Genomic DNA, 17956 nt, shown 5'->3' on the forward strand with positions numbered 1-17956 from the left:
GCCGATCGGCGTCGGGACCCTAGGCCGATTAACACTTGCCATTCTTCCACGGTCGAATGTCAATCCCTGACCTCGCCATCGAGAATCTCTCCGAACAACTGCCAGGCCTCACCGTCGAAGCGCATGAGCTGCATCTGCTCGATTGGATAGAAGTCGTTCGGCCCGGTGTTCATTTTGATACCAGGAATTAACATGTCGAGTGTGAAGTCCTTGATGTTGGCGGTCTGCTTCATGATATTGTCGCGCGTTAGATCGTTTCCGCACTGCTTCAGTATCTGGACCATGGTCTGCGCTGTGACATAACCGTAGACATTGGTGCTGTTGAGCTTGTCACCATCTGGAAAATACGTGTCCATGAAGGCGATCCAGGTCTTGGTTGCCGCGTCATCCTTGCAGGCCGGATCGGTGGGATCTTTGATGTAGGCAGCGGAAATCAGGCCCTTCGCATTTTCAAGTCCTGCCGGCTTCAGCACCGTACCTACTGACGTTGCAGTGCTGCTGATGAAATAGTGGGGCTTCCAGCCGAGCTCTGCGACTTTTTTGATTGCTTGCGCCGCTGCTTTCGGAGCCGCCAACGAGATGAAGGTGTCCGCACCAGAGTTCTTGAGCGTCACGATCTGGGAATCGATGGTCGGGTCCGTCACCTCATACGAAGCATCGGCAATGATCATTTTTGCCTTGTCGCCCAACCCATCACGCACGCCTTTGACTTGGTCCTTTCCGGCGTCGTCATTTTGCCAAAATACGGCTATCTTCGAATTCGGGAATTTCTCCAGAATGTACCTTGCCAGGACGCGGCCTTCGCTTTGGTATGTGGGTTGCCACCCCATGGTCCAAGGAAAATTCTTCGGGTCGCCGAATTTCGTGGCACCCGAGCCGACGAACAATTGCGGCACCTTCCTTGAATTCATGTATTTCTGGATGGCCGAATTCGATGGCGTGCCAAGCGACTGGAAAATCAAAAGAACTTCATCGCTCTCCACGAGCTTGCGCGCCTGCTCGATCGCCTTTGGCGGGCTGTACGCGTCGTCGTAGGAGATGAAGTTGATCTTGCGGCCGTTTACGCCTCCTTCGTCATTGATCTTCCTGAAATAGGCCGCTTGCGCCTTGCCGATGGTGCCATACGAGGACGCCGGCCCGCTATACGGCATGATGTTGCCGATCTTGATCTCGGTGTCGGAAACACCAGGGCCGTAATTCTGTGCCTCTGCCGGCGTCGCCATGGCGAGCGTGGCGGCCATCAATGCAACGCCCAGGGCGCAAACTGCGGCGCTTGTGTTTTGCGGTCGTTCTTCAAGACCTTTCTGGTATTCTCGTTTCATCCTTCTTCCTCCTGTTTGTTGTTTCGGTTTTTTGTTACCGCTCAGCCGGCGGCTTTGAACTCGGAAGCAAGTCTGTCGACGAGCGTTGCGACGTCGGTGATTGCGGTAATCCCTGAGACCGAATGGCCCGCGCTCCAAATATCGCTCCAGCGCCTTGGCTCTTGCGAGTTCCCGCCCCCGCCAAACTTCTCCTTCGCCCGCTCTTCGGAGACCTGCTCGTCAAGACGTGATGGATCCAGGCCGGCGGCTACGATCGACGGGCGGAGCATGCTGGCATCCAGGCCGGTAAAGGCCTTGGTCAGGAGAACGTCATCAAGGCTGCTGGCAACCAGCATGTTTCGATACGCATCGGATGCCATGCTTTCCGTGGTCGCGATGAATCCGGTGCCCATGTATGCAAGGTCGCAACCGAGAACGCGCGCGGCCTTTAGGGCGCGTCCATCGAGGATTCCTCCGGCGAGGACGATCGGGCCATCGAACATCGAGCGCACCGCCCGCACGAATGCAAACGGATTGGCCCACCCTGTTTGCCCACCGGCGCCGGCGGTCAGCAGGATGAGGCCATCCGCGCCAGCCTCGATCGCCTTCTCTGCGTGACGCAGAGACGCGATGTCGGCCAGCACGAGGCAACCGATGTCGTGCAGCGGACCCAACGCCGCCTGCGGCGAGCCCACGCTCGTGATTACAAGCTCAACCTGGTGACGGACGAGACAAGCCAGGTCGTCCTTGAATCGCGGCTGTCGAATGATGAGGTTTGGACAATATGGCGCGGCCGGCTTTTCCTCTTCGGCGAGCGCCGTCGCAATTGCCGTCAACCAGCCGTCGAGCTCATCGACCGAGCGTGCATTCGCGGTTGGGAAGGCACCGATCACGCCGGCCCGACAGGCCGCAATGACCAAGTCCGGGCCCGAGACACGCAACATCGGCGCTGCAATCAAGGGCAGGCGTAATCGGTTCGTTATACGCGCAGGCAGCGGCGTTCCTTTGGCGCGCGTCGACATCGACGTCACCGCCCCTTCCAGACCGGTTTGCGCTTCTCGGCGAACGCCTTCAGGCCTTCGCTGCGATCTTCGGACTCGAGCGCGCGACGGGCGATAGGGGTTTGCTTTTGCCACCCTTCCTCGTCGGTCCAATTGGCGGAATTGAAGATGATCTCCTTGGAAGCAGCCAAGGCGGTCGGTCCGTTGACGAGCAGCGAGTTTGCAAGTGCAACCGCCTCATCGAGCGCTCCGCCCGGTTCGACAACGCGATTGATCAGGCCGTGGCGTTCGAAGAAGGCTGCATCCTTGAACTCCCCGGAGAGAGCGAGTTCCATCGCGACATGATAGGGAATTCGTTGCGGCAGCCGAAACAGCCCGCCGCCCATCGCAACCACGTTGTGCCTGACCTCGGGCAATCCCATCTGGGCGTTGCTCGCCGCGACAATAAGGTCGCACGACAGGCAAAGTTCAAAACCTCCCCCCACGGCATATCCCTCGACCGCGGCAATGAGCGGCTTGCGCGACGGCCTGTTGAACATGCCGAACCCGCCTCTTGCCGTTACCGCGCGCTCGCCGCGCGCGACGGCTTTCAAATCCGCGCCCGCTGAAAAATTGCCGCCGGCACCGGTGATGACCCCAACAAAGAGTTCATCCTCCCCGTCGAGCAGGTCCATTGCGGCCTGCATGCCCTGGGCGGAGATCGCGTCGAATGCGTTCCGCGCCTCCGGCCGGTTGATCGTGATGACTAGGACGTGTCCGCGGCGTTCGGTCAGGATGCGCTGGCTGCTGTCGGTCATGTTGTCGTGCCTCACATCGCGAACGAAAAGCCGCCGTTAACGGGATAGGTTTGCCCGGTTATCCAGGGGCTTGCATCGGAAGCAAGGAACAGCACCATGTTCGCGACGTCCGTGGGTTGCCCCGGCCTTCGGATGACGTATTTTTCCATCATCTTCTTTTTCATGTCGGGATTGGCGTTGAGACGGGCTTCGATCGCCGGCGTCATGGTGGCCGCGATCGCCACGCAGTTGGCCGTGATGTGATACCGGCCAAGAGACCGCGCTATCGCGCGCGTGAAGCCGGCAGCTCCTGCCTTGGCTCCGGAATAGACTTCAAGTCCGGCTTCCCCAACGCGTCCGGCATCGGAGATGATGGTGATGATACGCCCGCTGTTGCGCTGGATCATCTGGGGGATCACGGCACTGGAGGCATTGATCACACCGTACAGATTGACGCCGATGAAATTATTCCAGACGTCCGGGGTCGTTTCCCAGAACGGCTTGCGCGCGTCCGGGTCCGGTGTGGCTCCGGCGTTGCCCGCATTGTTCACGAGAACGTCGACCCTGCCGAATTCCTTCTCCGCCTGCTGCACCATCGTCTTTACGGACGCCAGATCGGTCACATCCGCCTGGACCGCGATCGCGCGACCGCCGGCAGACTTGATCTCATCGACAACCTGCGCTGCACGATCCAAAAAATAGTCGTTGACCACGATGCCGCCTGCGTTGTGAGCAGCAAAATGCAACGCAATTTGCCGGCCAACGCCTTGCCCGGCGCCTGTGATCAGCGCGACGCGCCCGCTCAAATCAAGAATCTCACTCATACGTTTCGCTCCCGTCCCTTCCAGTAAGGCTCACGGAGCTCGCGTTTGAGAAGCTTGCCCATCGTGTTGCGCGGCAACTCGCGCATGAATTCGATAGTCTTCGGCCGCTTGTAGGACGCGAGGCTTTCGCGGCAATACGCGATGAGGCTGGTCTCATCGACGTCACGGCCCGGCTTCAACTCGCAGAACGCCTTGACCTGTTCGCCAAACTCTTCGTCAGGAATTCCGATCACCGCCACATCCTGAATCGCGGGATGCTGCAGGATCGCGGCCTCGATCTCGGCGGGATAGATATTGACGCCGCCCGCGATGATCATGTCCTTGGCGCGATCGGTGATGAACAGGTACCCGTCGTCGTCCATCATCCCGACGTCGCCGACGCGAAAGAAGCCGTCCGCGTCAAGAGTGTCCGGGCCAAGCGGCTTTGCGTTGAGATATTGCCGAATGGTCGTCGGCGTTCTGATCCAGATCTCGCCAACCTGGCCAATTGGCAGCTCGCTGCCGTTTTCGTCGCGAATGCTGATGTCGACATGCTTGTGCGGAAGTCCGCTCGATCCAGGCTTTGTTGTTTGCATCTCCGGTGGCAAGAAACTGATCATTCCGACTTCGGTCGCACCGTAGGCCTCGGCCAGGCGGCCGGGACCGAAATAGTCGATGATCCATTTCTTGAGGGAAAATGGGACGGGAGCCGCCCCAACCGCCAGCGCCTTGATAGACGACACGTCGTAGGAGCCAAGCGTTTCGGGAGGGAGGGCCGCGATGCGCTTGTACATTGTTGGCACGCCAGTCCAGTTGGTGATCTTGTGACGCTGGATAAGTTTGAGCACTTCTTCGGGATCGAAACGGCGCATCAGGACGACCGGATTGCCAGCCTGCACCGCACCCCACACATGCGACGGTCCGGCGCCATGGTGCATAGGCAATGTGAGCAGAACGACGCTTCCGGGTACGCTTCGTCGCGTGGATCCGACGTCGCCGAGGTACTCAGCGGTCCTGGCATCCATCTGCGAGCTGGCCTGCAGAACCGATGCCACGCCCTTGGGAAGGCCGGTCGTACCCGAGGTATAGAGAATGAGCGAGGGATTGGCTTTGGCGAAAAGTGGATCGCTGGCACCTTGCAGCAACTCGGAGTAGGCCACGAAATCCGGGATGACCGCATCAATCGAAACCGCCAGCTTGATCGGGAGGCCTTGAAATGCGGATAAAAGGGGCGATGGATCCGGATCGTCGCAAATGATCGCCTGCGCGCCGCTGTTCGACAGGACGTATTTCGTTTCGGTAGGCGTCAGCCGCCAGTTGAGACCGAGCAGCGAACATCCGAGCTTGCCAAGGGCCGCGCTGATGACAGGCCATTCCAGCCTGATTTGCGTGCGCACGACAACAATGTCGCCGGCCTTGATGCCTTTGGCAGCCAGTCCGTGAGCCAGGCGATTTGCCTGCTCGTTCAGTGAACTCCACGTCTGGTAGCGGTCACCTTCGATGACGGCGATCCCGCTGGGCTTATCGGCAGCCCAAAATTCAATGCTGCCCGGCGCGGGTACGCTCATTTTGCCAATCTCACCGTCAGCGATGCTACGAATTCGTCACTTACGCTTGGGAGGTTGATGCGCTTCATGTCGACGACCCATTGCGCAAGGACGCCTCGCAGAGCCGCCAGAATGAGAATGCTCTGCGGCCGCGGGTCCACATCCGCACGGATCTCCCCATTTGCGATTCCCGCCCGGATGTCTGCTTCAAGCGCTGTCGCCGATTCCTTGTTGAGCTTGGCAACGACCGGTGCGAGAGCAGGTTTTGTAAGAGCCCCCACGAGGACCATGTTGAAGGCCCGCATGGTGACAGGGTTTGCCTTCGCAGCTTCGAAGTACAATCGAACGGCACGAACAAGGTGAGGTAATCCCGGCCGTTGAGCATCCTGGGTTCTCAACTGCGCCAGATACAACTCAACGATATGAACCGCGAGCGCCGCGAGAAGATCGTCCTTCGATCCAAAATAATGCGCTGGAAGACCCCGGCTGTACCCCGCCGCCACACCCGCATCGGCGAGCGTGATGTCGTCCAGACCCTTTTCGGCAACTATGCGGGCGGCGGCTTCGAGAATTCGCCTGGGCGCCTCCTCCCGCCGTTCAGCGTGCGTCCGGCGCCTCTGAGGTTCGCCCTTGTCCGAAACACCGCGTTGATCTGAGGGCGCTGCGTTCACTGCATCTTCTCCCTAGCGTTCCGTCCCAATAATTTTTGCTTGTTGTCCAACAAATAATATGTTTGCTTGCTTGTCAACAAAAAATATCCAGGGAGTCATGCATGCCCTCCGAACTGCTTAAGCCCGAGCTTTACTCGACGACCGGCACGCAAGCCCTGCCGGGCCGCCCCGCCCTGCTCGGAGGCAAGTGCGTGTGCGGTTACGTATTCTTCCCAATGCAAACTTACGGCTGCGAGCAATGCGGCCGAGATGGCGACGCCTTGAAAAAGCAACCTCTGTCGGGCCAAGGCACGCTGCTTGCGACCGCGGTCGTCCATATTCACGGCGACAAGGAGCGCCCCGCCCCATTCATCATCGGGAAGATCGCTCTAGACGACGGGCCGGTCGTGCGAACGCTGGTCACCGACAGCCCTTCCGATATCTCGCCGGGTCAGCAAATGGTTACGGTTATGGTGCCCGTCGGAACAACCGAAGGCGGCCAACAGCTCGTGGATCTCAGATTCACACTAACAGCAACACCAAAAGGTTGAGGCCATGCCGAAGGCACTTCGAGAATTGCGTCCGGTCTATGTCGTCGGTGCCGGCTGGCATCGTTATCAGAATCCTTCCGAAACTCCCTACGTCACGCTTGGCTTGACCGCGATCCGAGAGGCCCTTGCGGATGCAAACATTGCGTGGCCGACCGTCGAATCGGCTTACGTCGCAACCGCTCTCCTAGGCATGGCATCGGGGCGGCCGATGCTTCGGCATCTAGGCGCTACCGGAATTCCATTGGCTCACATTGAAAATGCATCGGCATCCGGGTCCACGGCATTCCGTCACGCTTGCATCGAGGTCGCCAGTGGCATCAGTGATGTCGCTGTCGCGATCGGGGTCGATAAGCGCAATCCTGTTCGACGCGACAATACAGGAATCGGTGACCTGGCAGACGATGCTATCGCACCCTTCACCCATTTCGCGCTGCTTACCAACGAGTACGCGCATCGTCACAACGTCAACCTGGACGACATCGCCCGCGTGGCCGTCAAAAACCACAGCAATGGCGCGAAGAACAAGAATGCACAGCGGCAGCAGGAGCGGTCGCTTGAGGAGGTGCTCTCAGGACGAAAAGTCTCTGGCTCCCTCACGGTCTTACAGTGCACGCCGATAGGCGAAGGCGGGGCAGCGGTGATCGTAGCGTCCGAAGAAGGCATTCGACGGCACGGGATCGATATGGCACGCGCAATTCGAGTCACGGCTTCCGTGGGTCGCAGCGAGGGCGTTTACCCCGCGGGTGCCGGCTTCGATGCGGCCCTCACCACGGAAACCGTCGGGATGGCGTTGGCGGAAGCTCAGATAACACCAAAGGATATCGATGTTATAGAACTGCACGATGCCTTTACCATCGAGGAGCTGCAGTATTTGGAGAGCATCGGAGTATGCCCGGAGGGCCAGGCGGTCCAACTGCTCAAGGAAGGTGCGTGGGACATCGGTGGCCGCTGCGCGGTGAACCCGTCCGGAGGCCTGATCGCCATGGGACATCCCATCGGACCGACCGGCATTGGCCAAATCGGTGAGCTTGCGCTGCAGCTACGTGGCGAAGCGGGAGCACGCCAGCAGCCGAATGCGCGCGCCGGCCTGGCGCACATGGTTGGTGTGGGCGCCGTCTGTTATGCTCACGTGCTGCAGCGCCCCTAGCGCCGAGAGCGAGATCCTTTCAACGCAATATCATCCGGTCTACTGAAACAATGAGACGACGCCCTGAACGGCTTAGCCGACCGCCTGGACTTACGAATTGCGTCGAGGACAGGCGCGACGTGATTGAGGTTGTGGTGCGTGCGTTTAGTGTTCTGCGCTGCTTCGAGGACCAAGAAGTGTGTCTAGGCAACGCGGAAATCTCGAGGCGCTGCGCCCTGCCCCCATCAACGGTTTCGCGCCTGACCTACACGCTGACTCGAATGGGCCAGCTAACTTACCTGCCACAAGACCAGAAGTACCGCATCGGCCCAGGCGCGGTTGCTATGAGCGCATCGATGATGTGCGGCAATCCGGCCGGCGCGCAGATCAGATCGCATCTGCGCCAGGTCGCTGAGGGAATCCCAGGCTTCATCGGCCTTGTACTTCCGGATCGCTTTCACCTCGTGTGCCTCGAGTTGGCGAGGGCTACCAATGTGCTCGGCTCCGGTTCGGGTAAGGGCAGCCGGCTGGCCATGGCCAGCACCGCGGCGGGACATGCCTACACGGCCGCCATCGATACGGACGCATGTGATGCTCTTTTGGTCGAAATGGAACGAGAGATTCCGGAGAAGGCAAAACTTCTGCGCTCAAGCATTGACAGAAACCGCCATCTGCTTCGGAAGCAAGGCTACATCGTAGCCTGCGGGCTGTGGAGCCCCAACATCAACGGCATTGCCGCGCCGGTGTGGTCACCCCGATACCAAACATTTGTCGTTACGACGATTGGCCTTTCATCGGCTGCGTACGATGAAGGACGCCTGCACGAAGAGGTCGCTCCCCGACTGTTGAAGCTGAGCGGGTCCATCCGCGGCATCCTGGAAGCTTCCTAAGGCGATCCGGCAGGGGTGCTCGGGACAAGTCTTCGCCGACACAATACCCACGACACCTACTAAAGCCTTAAAGGAGACCTTAGCAGCCGATCAGCGTAGTTAGCGGAAACACGAGCCGAAGGAGCCTCCAGCGAATCCGTCAAACATAAACGCTGGATTACCTTTTAAGCGGGAGGAACAGGAACTGATAATCCCGATCCTTCTATCATCAACCTAGTGTTGTGACTCTAACGCTTGTTTCGCCCGTGCGACCTTTTCGAGGATTTGGCCGGCCGACTTGGTCCACATGAATGGCTTGGGGTCTGCATTGTGGTTTTCCAGGTATTCCATGATGGCGCTTTTGAGCTCCGCGACACTCTTGAAGGCGCCGCGGCGGATACGTTTTCGGGTGATGTCGGCGAAGAAGCGCTCGACCATGTTGAGCCAGGAAGCCGAAGTCGGCGTAAAGTGCAAATGGAAGCGGGGATGGGCTTTGAGCCAGCGCTTTACGGCCGGCGTCTTATGCGTGGCATAATTGTCAACGATGAGATGGAGATCGAGACCAGCGGGGGTCTGCTGGTCGATCAATCTGAGAAAGCGCAGGAACTCGCGATGTCGATGGCGCGGCATGCAAGTCCCGATAACCTTGCCATCCAGCATGTTCAGCGCTGCGAACAGGGTGGTGGTGCCGTTGCGCTTGTAATCGTGGGTCATGGTACCGGCCCGCCCCTTCTTCATGGGCAATCCCGGTTGAGTACGGTCGAGGGCTTGGATTTGGCTCTTTTCGTCGACGCAGAAGACCAACGCCCTGTCGGGTGGATCGAGATAGAGCCCAACCACGTCCTCCACCTTGGCCGCGAAGTTCTTGTCGCGCGAGACTTTGAACGTTTCGACCAGATGCGGCTTGAGCCCGTGCGCACGCCATATCCGCTGGACACTGCTGTAGGAGAGCTCTGCCGCCGCAGCCATGCTGCGCAGGCTCCAGTGGGTCGCATTCGGCGGCTTCGCATGCAGCGTCATGTGGACCACCTGCTTGATCTTCTCGGGCGCCAACGGCTTAACACGCGATGGGCGGGTCGCATCCTTCAACAGCCCGTCCATTCCCTTTGCCACGAAGCGGCGGCGCCAGCGACGGACCGTCAGCAGGCTCTTGTCCACAGCCGCCGCAATCCCCTCCGCTGTCAGGCCATCGCTCGCCAGCAACACGATCCGCGCCCTCCAAACCACCTTCTGCGGCGTGTTTCGGTCCCGAACAAACCGCTCCAATCGTTCGCGATCAGCCGCGTTGATCCCAATCTGCTCGATTTTCCTCATCGGCGCAGACTTGCAGGTTCGCGCCGATTTGTGAATCGTCTGTCAGCAACGGAACACTAGCAAGATCCTGACACGATTCCCGGAACAGCCCATCCGCAGCCAATTCGTGATTCATTAAATTAATTAGCGAGATTTTCAGGGTCTTTCGATTTTGGACTTTTGCAACACTATCCACCGGACAACGGACATCCATCCAACCGACCCGACTGGTCCAGCGGCCGCTTAATTGTCATCCCGTTCGTCTGTGTCTACCGAACACCTTACAGCCGTCCGACGACATCAAGGAGGCGGTCGCGGACGCATCCAGTGCTGCTGCAAAAAGTCTACGAAGGCGCGCACCTTCGGCAGAAGCAGGCGGTTGCGCAGGGTTAGGATGCTCAATGGCGTGGGGGGCCGCTGATAGGCCTCGAGCACAATCCTAAGCCGTCCGTCAGCGAGACAATGTGCAACCTGCCAGGATGGCACCCGGACGAGCCCGGCCCCTGCCAAAGCCGCGCTGACCAACGTCTCGAAGTCATTGGCACAAAGCCGGGTTGGAATGCGCAGAGATCTTCGCACTGCGCCATCTTGGAAGCTCCACTCTGCCACGCCTGGTACATCGCCGAAGGCCAGGCAGTCCTGCTCGACCAGGTCGTCCGGCGTCGCCGGCTCGCCACGCCGGCGCAGATAATCCGGCGCGGCACAGACAACAAGCTGGATGTCGTCGAGCTTGCGGACAATGAGGCCTGAGTCTTCCAGCGGTCCAACGCGAACGGCAACATCGATACCTTCCTCGGCAAGACGTACCGGCCGATCCACCAGCATCAGATCGACCGAGACCCGAGGCTGCTCCGCCAGGAAGCCGGGCAGCATTGCCGCCAACCGCAACCGGCCAAGCAGCGATGGAGCGCTCACCTGCAACCGGCCGGACGCGACCCCCGTCTGCATCGTCAGGCCGCGCTCCATCTCGGCGACCTCCTCCAAAATCTGCTTCGCCCGTTCGTAGTAGAGCCGGCCGGACTCGGTCAGCGAGAGATGGCGCGTCGTCCTCTCGACAAGCGTGGCGCCGACGACCTCTTCGAGTGCCATGAGCTGCCGGCTGACGGAGGTCAGGGAAAGACCCAACTGACGGCCCGCGGCCGACAGGTTCCCAGCATCCGCAATCTTAACGAACACTCGCATCGCCGCGAACTTGTCCATGGGCGCATTATCGCGAAAAACGGGAAGATGTCTCTCGAAATCTCCGGATACTCGCCAAAACCGGGAGACTCTATGTGTCTGTCCTTGGTGACAGAACATAGGATCGAGCCATGAAGATCTGCGTATTCGGCGCCGGGGCGATCGGCGGTTACATGGCGGGGGAACTCGCATTAGCTGGCCACGAAGTGTGTGTCATTGCCCGCGGTGCGCATCTGGCGGCCATTCGAAGGCACGGGCTCAAGCTAATCGTGGAAGGGCAGACGCGCACGGCAGACTTGCCGGCGAGCGACGACCCCGCGGCGTTTGGTCCGCAGGACGTCGTGATCTGCGCGCTGAAGGCACAGCAGTCCCACGCCAGCGCGGGCGCGTTCGCTCCGCTGCTCGGTCCACACACCGCCGTTCTCACAGCGATGAACGGAATTCCCTGGTGGTATTTCTACAGGGAGCGCGGCCCGCTGGACGGCCATCATTTGGAAAGCGTCGATCCCGGCGCCGCGCAATGGAACGTGATTGGACCGGAGCGCGCCATCGGCTGCGTGGTCGATCCCGCCTGCGAGGTCGTGGCGCCCGGGGTGATCGAACATCGTCTGTTCAAGCGCTTCATCATCGGCGAACCCGACGGCTCCACCTCGGACCGCATCGTGGCCCTGCGCGATGCCCTGGTTTCGGCCGGATTCGATGCGCCGATCCGCGATACGATCCGCTGGAACATCTGGCTCAAGCTCTGGGGCAACGTCTGCTTCAATCCGATCAGCGCCCTTACCCTCGCGACCCTCGATCGCGTCACCTCCGAGCCCGGCCTCCGCGCCCTATGCAAGTCCATGATGGCCGAAGCCCAGGCGATAACAGCATCGCTCGGTCTCACCATTCCGGAGCAAATGATGGAGAGGCGGCTGAACGCAGCCGGTTCCGTCGTCGGTCACAAAATTTCGATGCTGCAAGATCTCGAACGAGGCCGATCACTAGAGATCGATGCACTCGTTACCGCCGTCCAGGAAATGGGCCGCCTCGTCAAGATCGCAACACCGACGATCGACGCGGTGCTTGCGTTGGTACAGGAACGTGGCCGGCAGGCTGGACTCTACGGCAATGATGCCCAGCGCTAAGCCCGGGCGTTCCTCCGCCAAATCTGACATAGCTGCTGGCGGCGCTCGGCTCACCGCGTGTATGGGAGGACAACAGTTATGGGTTCTTAACTAAATTCCGTGGCCTGGCGAACGGCCGCTTTGCGCCATAACCGGTCGTTCGCTTAATTCGCCACCGCGGCGTCTGTTCGGCATGCTACGGCACCGCGTCAACGCTTCAAACGCGGTCAGGCTCCGGGCGGGCGGCAGCACGCGTCATGGTCGACATCCCCGCGAAGAGGAACGGAAAGTTCCTGAGCCGTATGTGATTGCTGCGCTTGCGGAGCGATGGTCGGGACTGTTTTCTTATTCAGCCGCCAACGCGGTCGCCCAGCTGAAATCATAATGCGCGCTCAATGCTTTCATCGCGACGTTATGCGTGGCTCGCCGTCAATTGCGCCCCATGGGCCTGAGCAGATACATACATTTTACTGGACGATTTTGGCTCTCTCGGTAGGGCATGGCGTGAGACCGACGAAGCGGGAGCTAATCACGCGGCGCTGGTCCGAAACCTGCTCGACGGGCAATATGAGAATCCAGTCCGCATCGTCGCCTTCAATGCCACCGAAGGCTGGTCGCGTGACGTAACGGTCGATATCGCCGACGAGCTACGACGACGCTATGCCGAATACGACGAGGTGCCCCGGACGGTTCTCGCGTTCATGGAAGCGGCGACCAACCGGCACTGAGGCCAGCTCGCAAAACTGCTGCTGGCTGCCGACGCATCAAACAAAAAGGTAATATTGCTTTGCAAGGGCTGCGCGACCCGAGGCTGACTCCCCAATCATGAAATGCTCACTCTGCGAGGATTGCGGCTGGCTGTGTGAAGGCCACCCGGATCGACCATGGGAAGGCGAGCACGCCTGCACCTGCGGTGGCGCTGGCGCGCCCTGTCCCGAGTGCAACAGGGGCAACGACGAAGACGCGCCGCGAATGCCGAGCGGCTTTCGCACCATTGTTGACCTGAAGGGCTGGCGACATTAGCAACCGTGGCTGGTCTCGCGATTTCGACAATCCGATACCGGTGCCGCGCGGTCGCCAGCTCATGACCCTCCGGGACGCCGCCCTCTACATCACCAAGCTTCCGAAAGCCCAGCACGACGCCCCAGAATGGCAGGCCGCGATGGAAGCCCTGCTTCTCGTTGCCGAGCTTGGCGGCCCGACAATGTTCGCCCGGATCGGCGTCATGCGGGCGTTGAACCGGCATGTTGAGCGGGTATTCAACCCCGACCGCAAGGAGACGCATTGGGGGAAGCGGAAGCTGGCGCGAGATCGGTAATCGGGCTGGCCGTCATCCCGGTTGCCCTGACGAATTGGACGATGGTGCGCTTTGGGGTCAATGCGTCAGCCTGCGCAGGATCGCCTTGATCGCCTCCCTGAACTCTCGCAAGGGGCGGGCATATTCTTCGATGATCCTCCTGCGCTCATCCCCGTTCGGCGGCGTGCTCGCGGCGGTCGGCTTGACCGGAGGATATTTGCTATTGTCGGGGGTATCGGACTTCCCCATGGCGGCGCGCCTCTCACCCCGGAACGCAGAACAGCCGGGAGGCCGCACGCTTGATCTATCTCAAGGGCAACGAAACCAGAGTTCGAGTGGCAGGAGCGTCCGTGTCAGGCATCTGTGCCCATCTTAACGGAAGAAAACTTGCCCCGGACATCCGCCCCGCGCTTGCCGCAGGCCGTGCAGACGAAGCGGTGCGCGATGTCGGACAGCCGGACGTGATCGGGCCATTGGTCTGCGGTCATCGAGATCGAATGGCTGCACCGGTAATCGGCGCAATAGATCAGCACGTCGCGGCGGATGCCCATCTCGCGCATTTCGCCGAAGGTGACGTTTGGGGGGCCATGCCGCTATTGAAGCGCAGGCCGGGATGGGAGGCAAATGAGCAAGAAACGTTCTACAAAACGTTCTACATGCCCCAATCCAAAGAACTTTTATTACTGATATCATTCGTAAATTAGATACCAAAAAACTGGTTTGGCCCCGCTAGGGAGCGCCAGTAATATCAATTGCTTAGCTCCCACCGGGCTGCAACTGTCCAATAAACGGGTGTGGACAGACTTAGACACGATGACAGCGTAGTATTAGTGGCCGCACTGACGGGTTGATGTGCCAAAACCTTTCTCGTGAAGGGTGGCAGTTATCGACGAGAGTCCTTTGATGACTGACGAGCCGCTTTCTCTTCAGGGCCGGCAGCAAACCGCGCAGGCTATGCGCCGGCGCATGGTGATCACTTTGGTTGCCGCAGTAGTGCTCATTGGCGGTGGCTGGATAACCCTGTGGGCCGCAGGCGGTAATTCCTCGGTCGCAACGGCGCCGCACGCTCCCACTGCTTCAGCGGGTAGCCGGCGGCCTTCGGACGAGCTTCTGGAGACCACCAAGGGTCTCCAGGTCACCCAGCAGCAGGCTGTCGACCAACTGCAAGTCGTTCAAGATCAGCTTGTCGCTCAGCAGGCGGAAATGAAAAAGCTCGCCGAGCAGATCACCGCCCTAACCGAGAAACTCGACGCCCTGCAGCAATCGACCCACGCAGCCGGGCCGACACCCAAATCACACTAGGCCCTCTCAGTTGAGATGCCTCTCCATGACGCCGTTCTGTTTCTCACCGTATCCATCATATGAGCCGCGTTGAGGGTCTGCAGGCTCGATCATGATGCGTCATTCCGCGATGCGCTCCTGCGTCACGGTCTGTTCGGAAACCGGCTTACCGAAAGCAACGCGGCTTCCGGTTCGAACGCACATTTTCTCGAGCGTCCGCTCGGCAAGTCCGATCAGCCACATGCAGATAGACATGGCGGTCCATAAACGACTGGAGGCGTTTCGGCTCGATGACTTTGTTGGACTCGGAATAGACCATGAAGATTTCTAAATCTGGGCCGGCGATCGCGGGTTTCTGATCTGCACCGTAGGCGGGCCAGCGTTATAACCTCAAGGAAGCATTGGCAGCAGAACGACTCTGCCGCCAATACCGACCGAGGCCGAGGCCGCGCGCCAGGCGAGCGTTATTTCCGGGGCGGAGCGATATCCACTCCGAGAAACTCGAACGGGGCGGCACTGGCATTTTTCCAGTTGTGAAGCGTGTTGGGCTGGAAGACGATTACATCGTCGGGCTTGTACTTGATCTCGCTGATTGTCGCGCCAGTCTGGTCAACAAGACCAAGCGTTCCCGTACCGCCTATGACATAGAGAATGTATTGCTGACGACCGTCGTGGGTTGCCACGGCCCCACCCGGTTCGACGCGGCCCCTTGCGATCTGAACGCCGGTTCCGGCGAGCTCGAGGGCCGTCGCGTAGGCGAAGCCCTCATTCGGCTTGCCCTCCCCCATGGCCGGCACTGCGGTCAGCACGAAGGCGTCCTTTTTGATGGCCACCGGGGTCTTTCCCGCCGCATTGTCGATGACGTAAACATCGCCCGCCCGGGCCGAAACGGTGCCCAAGGCCAACAAGAACAAGGCAAGCATCAACGGTCCACGCATTCTTGTCCTCCCATTGTATGACATTATCGTAGGGCAACATGATAGCACATCGGCATTCCGGCGCCACCGCTTGCTGCACTCGGGCTGCCTCGAGCTGAAAATTCCCCTCGATCGGGAAGGGTTTCCTCGCTTTTTTGCGGCCGTCGCTCGAGACGAACGAGGGTCTCCGGTTTTCTCCAATTACTGTTCAGAGCAGGATTGCAAGGCTATTTCTCACATTGCTGACCGACAATTTTGTACGACAATAATGCATATATTGCGTTTGCCACAGAATCATTTCCCCCCTATAGGGTGAGCATGTACGTGGGAAGAGCGCGAAAGTATTAGCAGGATGGCAGAAAGTCTTGGACTGATCGTCCCCACTCGCGGCGTGACCGATGCTGTCGATACGCGATCGGAAGGCGAAGGCGCGAGTTTTCCTGACATCGTCGTCAACGCCATTATCCGCGGCGTCCACGCCGGCCGCCTGGTCCCCGGCCAGCGTCTCGTCGAGGCGGATCTGACGCGCAATCTTGGCGTGAGCCGCGGGCCGGTCCGCGAGGCACTGAAACGGCTTGCCGCGGAAGGCATCGTGACGCTGAACCGCCATCGCGGAGCCTTCGTCCGCGCCATGACGCGCGACGAGGTGCGCGATACGCTGATGATCCTGGAAGTTCTCACCGGCTTGGTCGCACGGCTTGCAGCGCAGCATATCGACATGAAAGGGAACCGCGAGGCCTTCACCGCCGAACACGAGAAGCTCATGACGTTCCGGGATCAGGGTGACAGCATTGCATTCCTTGACCAGCGCCGCTCCTACTATGACGCACTCCTTCGCATCGGCGGCAATGGTGAACTGAAACGTTTGATGCCCCTGATGCAGATTCACCTGCTGCGCTTGCAGTTCCAGCCTTATGTGACGGCGCGTCAGCACGAAAAGCAGTTCCAGGACTATGAGGCGATTTCGCGCGCCGTTCTGAGCGGCAATCCTCGCCTGTCGGAACGGGTGATGCATCTTCACATCAGACGCACCCGTCTGGCGCTTGACCGCCTTTCGCAAGAAGCGTTTGCACCGGTCCAGTCCTAGGCCGCTGTGCCCGCTGCTTTTCGAACCGGAATCTTGTTGCGCCCTCCCCAGCAACGAACTCGACCAGTCTCGCGAAAATACGCTGCACTCGATTCACGAAGCGGCAATAGATCCGATCAGACGCCGGGCCGGATCAGAACCTTGATCTGGCCTTTCGGCCTGCGCAAGGCCTCGAACGCGGCCGGCAGTTCATCGAAACCGACGATGTCGGACACCAGCGGCATGGCGTTGATGGCCTTCTTGGCGATCGCATCGAGCACGATATCGAAATCCTCACTGAGATAGCCGAGCACAAACTGGATATCCAGTTCCTTGAGGATCGCCGAGATCGGCACGACCGTGTCCTCCATCATGCAGACGCCGACAACCACGATCTGGCCGCGCGGACGCGACAGGTCGATGCATTGCTGGATGAGGCCGCGCACGCCGACACATTCAAAGATCGCGTCGGGCGGACAGCCCGCGATCCTGACGAAGGCTTCGGCGGTGTCCGCCGATGCCGGATCGATAACCGCGGTCGCGCCCATTGCCATCGACTTCTCGCGCCTTGTCGCGTTCATCTCGCTCACCACGACCTCGCGCGCGCCGGCGAGTCTGGCGAACGCAGCCACCGACAGGCCGATCGGCCCGGCGCCGATGATCAGGACGCGCGCGCCCACGCCGAGCTTGGCCTTGCGCACGGCATGGAGGCCGACGGCGAGCGGTTCGACCAACGCACCCTCTTCATAGGACACCCCGTCTGGCAGCCGGAGCGCCTGCCGCGCGCCGACCTTGACATATTCGGCATAGGCTCCCGGCACATCGACTGCGAGACCGGTAATGCGATTGTTGGGACAGAGAATGCCGAGGTCGTTCTTGCAGGCACCTAGTCGCTGGCAAATCTCGTCGGCACAGGCATTGACAGGAACAGACGTCAGCCGGTCGCCCTTCTTCCAGGCAGCGTCGGCGCTTTTTACAACCTCGCCCGAGAATTCATGACCGAGCACCGTGCCATCCGGAACGACGAACACGCCTTCTGCGGTCGCATGCAGATCTGACCCGCAGATGCCGCAATAAGCGACCTTCAGCAAAACTTCGCCATCCCGGATCTCCGGATCGACGACCGTTTCAATGGCGAGCGGATTTCCGAGCCCGCGAAACACGGCGGCTTTCATGACTTTTCCCTCCCAGGA

18 protein-coding genes and 3 pseudogenes are annotated in these 17956 nt (G+C 60.0%); 9 read left to right on the forward strand and 12 right to left on the reverse strand.

Features of this window, described 5'->3' with window-relative positions; translation table 11 throughout:
• Positions 1-59 precede the first annotated feature (59 nt).
• The 6 genes from B5525_RS34365 to B5525_RS34390 all read right to left on the reverse strand — a co-directional run bounded on the left by B5525_RS34365 (position 60) and on the right by B5525_RS34390 (position 6099).
• Positions 60-1241, reverse strand: a complete 1182-nt coding sequence (locus B5525_RS34365; RefSeq protein WP_244568109.1) for an ABC transporter substrate-binding protein — start codon at positions 1239-1241, stop codon at positions 60-62.
• Positions 1242-1363: 122 nt separating this feature from the next.
• Complete coding sequence (locus B5525_RS34370; protein WP_079574179.1) at positions 1364-2323, reverse strand: NAD(P)H-dependent flavin oxidoreductase; 960 nt, start codon at positions 2321-2323, stop codon at positions 1364-1366.
• 5 nt (positions 2324-2328) lie between these two features.
• Positions 2329-3099 carry a crotonase/enoyl-CoA hydratase family protein gene (locus B5525_RS34375; RefSeq protein ID WP_079570274.1) on the reverse strand — a complete coding sequence of 257 codons (771 nt, stop codon included), beginning with the start codon at positions 3097-3099 and terminating at the stop codon, positions 2329-2331.
• An 11-nt stretch (positions 3100-3110) separates the two neighbouring features.
• Complete coding sequence (locus B5525_RS34380) at positions 3111-3902, reverse strand: SDR family NAD(P)-dependent oxidoreductase (RefSeq protein WP_079570275.1); 792 nt, start codon at positions 3900-3902, stop codon at positions 3111-3113.
• Entirely contained in the window at positions 3899-5449 is a 1551-nt protein-coding gene (locus B5525_RS34385) for a class I adenylate-forming enzyme family protein (RefSeq protein ID WP_079570277.1), read from the reverse strand. The genes B5525_RS34380 and B5525_RS34385 overlap by 4 nt, the downstream gene beginning before the upstream one ends.
• The gene (locus tag B5525_RS34390) at positions 5446-6099 is read right to left on the reverse strand and encodes a TetR/AcrR family transcriptional regulator (RefSeq protein ID WP_079570278.1); all 654 of its coding nucleotides are present in this window, start codon (positions 6097-6099) and stop codon (positions 5446-5448) included. The genes B5525_RS34385 and B5525_RS34390 overlap by 4 nt, the downstream gene beginning before the upstream one ends.
• A 101-nt stretch (positions 6100-6200) precedes the next feature.
• On the opposite strand from B5525_RS34390, the gene B5525_RS34395 reads away from it, so the two are divergent.
• From B5525_RS34395 to B5525_RS34405, 3 genes and pseudogenes are all read left to right on the forward strand, one after another.
• A complete protein-coding gene (locus B5525_RS34395) occupies positions 6201-6629 on the forward strand; it encodes a Zn-ribbon domain-containing OB-fold protein (RefSeq protein WP_079570280.1) in 429 nt (142 codons plus the stop codon).
• Positions 6630-6633: 4 nt separating this feature from the next.
• A complete protein-coding gene (locus B5525_RS34400) occupies positions 6634-7776 on the forward strand; it encodes a thiolase family protein (RefSeq protein WP_079570282.1) in 1143 nt (380 codons plus the stop codon).
• Positions 7777-7826: 50 nt separating this feature from the next.
• Positions 7827-8642: pseudogene (locus tag B5525_RS34405) on the forward strand (IclR family transcriptional regulator); the annotation flags it as partial.
• Between the two features lie 216 nt (positions 8643-8858).
• Here B5525_RS34405 and B5525_RS34410 read toward each other — a convergent pair.
• Together B5525_RS34410 and B5525_RS34415 are read right to left on the reverse strand one after the other, a co-directional pair.
• Positions 8859-9938: an IS630 family transposase gene (locus B5525_RS34410; RefSeq protein WP_079570285.1), complete on the reverse strand. Its 1080-nt coding sequence runs from the start codon at positions 9936-9938 to the stop codon at positions 8859-8861.
• Between the two features lie 279 nt (positions 9939-10217).
• Positions 10218-11117, reverse strand: a complete 900-nt coding sequence (locus B5525_RS34415; RefSeq protein WP_079570286.1) for a LysR family transcriptional regulator — start codon at positions 11115-11117, stop codon at positions 10218-10220.
• A gap of 110 nt (positions 11118-11227) precedes the next feature.
• On the opposite strand from B5525_RS34415, the gene B5525_RS34420 reads away from it, so the two are divergent.
• Both B5525_RS34420 and B5525_RS34430 read left to right on the forward strand, forming a co-directional pair.
• Positions 11228-12223 (forward strand): 2-dehydropantoate 2-reductase, encoded by a 996-nt coding sequence (locus B5525_RS34420; RefSeq protein WP_079570288.1) that lies wholly within the window; start codon positions 11228-11230, stop codon positions 12221-12223.
• Between the two features lie 1063 nt (positions 12224-13286).
• Entirely contained in the window at positions 13287-13520 is a 234-nt protein-coding gene (locus B5525_RS34430; protein WP_079570289.1) for a hypothetical protein, read from the forward strand.
• A gap of 57 nt (positions 13521-13577) precedes the next feature.
• Here the strand turns inward: B5525_RS34430 and B5525_RS44830 are convergent, their stop codons facing one another.
• Positions 13578-13748 carry a hypothetical protein gene (locus B5525_RS44830; RefSeq protein WP_154073614.1) on the reverse strand — a complete coding sequence of 57 codons (171 nt, stop codon included), beginning with the start codon at positions 13746-13748 and terminating at the stop codon, positions 13578-13580.
• Between the two features lie 50 nt (positions 13749-13798).
• Between B5525_RS44830 and B5525_RS47625 the strand changes: the two genes are divergently transcribed.
• Complete coding sequence (locus B5525_RS47625) at positions 13799-14203, forward strand: hypothetical protein (RefSeq protein ID WP_154073615.1); 405 nt, start codon at positions 13799-13801, stop codon at positions 14201-14203.
• 199 nt (positions 14204-14402) lie between these two features.
• On the forward strand, positions 14403-14801 hold the full coding sequence (locus B5525_RS34440; protein WP_154073616.1) for a hypothetical protein: 399 nt from the start codon (positions 14403-14405) through the stop codon (positions 14799-14801).
• A gap of 26 nt (positions 14802-14827) precedes the next feature.
• Here B5525_RS34440 and B5525_RS34445 read toward each other — a convergent pair.
• A pseudogene (locus tag B5525_RS34445) lies at positions 14828-15026 on the reverse strand (acyl-CoA dehydrogenase family protein); the annotation flags it as partial.
• Positions 15027-15244: 218 nt separating this feature from the next.
• Complete coding sequence (locus tag B5525_RS34450) at positions 15245-15718, reverse strand: cupin domain-containing protein (protein WP_172900032.1); 474 nt, start codon at positions 15716-15718, stop codon at positions 15245-15247.
• 331 nt (positions 15719-16049) lie between these two features.
• Between B5525_RS34450 and B5525_RS48030 the strand changes: the two are divergent.
• Positions 16050-16262: pseudogene (locus tag B5525_RS48030) on the forward strand (GntR family transcriptional regulator); the annotation flags it as partial.
• 27 nt (positions 16263-16289) lie between these two features.
• A complete protein-coding gene (locus B5525_RS34455; RefSeq protein ID WP_244567686.1) occupies positions 16290-16784 on the forward strand; it encodes an FCD domain-containing protein in 495 nt (164 codons plus the stop codon).
• Between the two features lie 116 nt (positions 16785-16900).
• On the opposite strand, the gene B5525_RS34460 is transcribed toward B5525_RS34455, so the two are convergent.
• Positions 16901-17938: a zinc-binding dehydrogenase gene (locus B5525_RS34460; RefSeq protein WP_079570297.1), complete on the reverse strand. Its 1038-nt coding sequence runs from the start codon at positions 17936-17938 to the stop codon at positions 16901-16903.
• Positions 17939-17956: the final 18 nt, after the last annotated feature.

Source organism: Bradyrhizobium erythrophlei, from assembly GCF_900129505.1.
In the GTDB taxonomy this organism is placed as follows: Bacteria; Pseudomonadota; Alphaproteobacteria; order Rhizobiales; family Xanthobacteraceae; genus Bradyrhizobium; species Bradyrhizobium erythrophlei_D.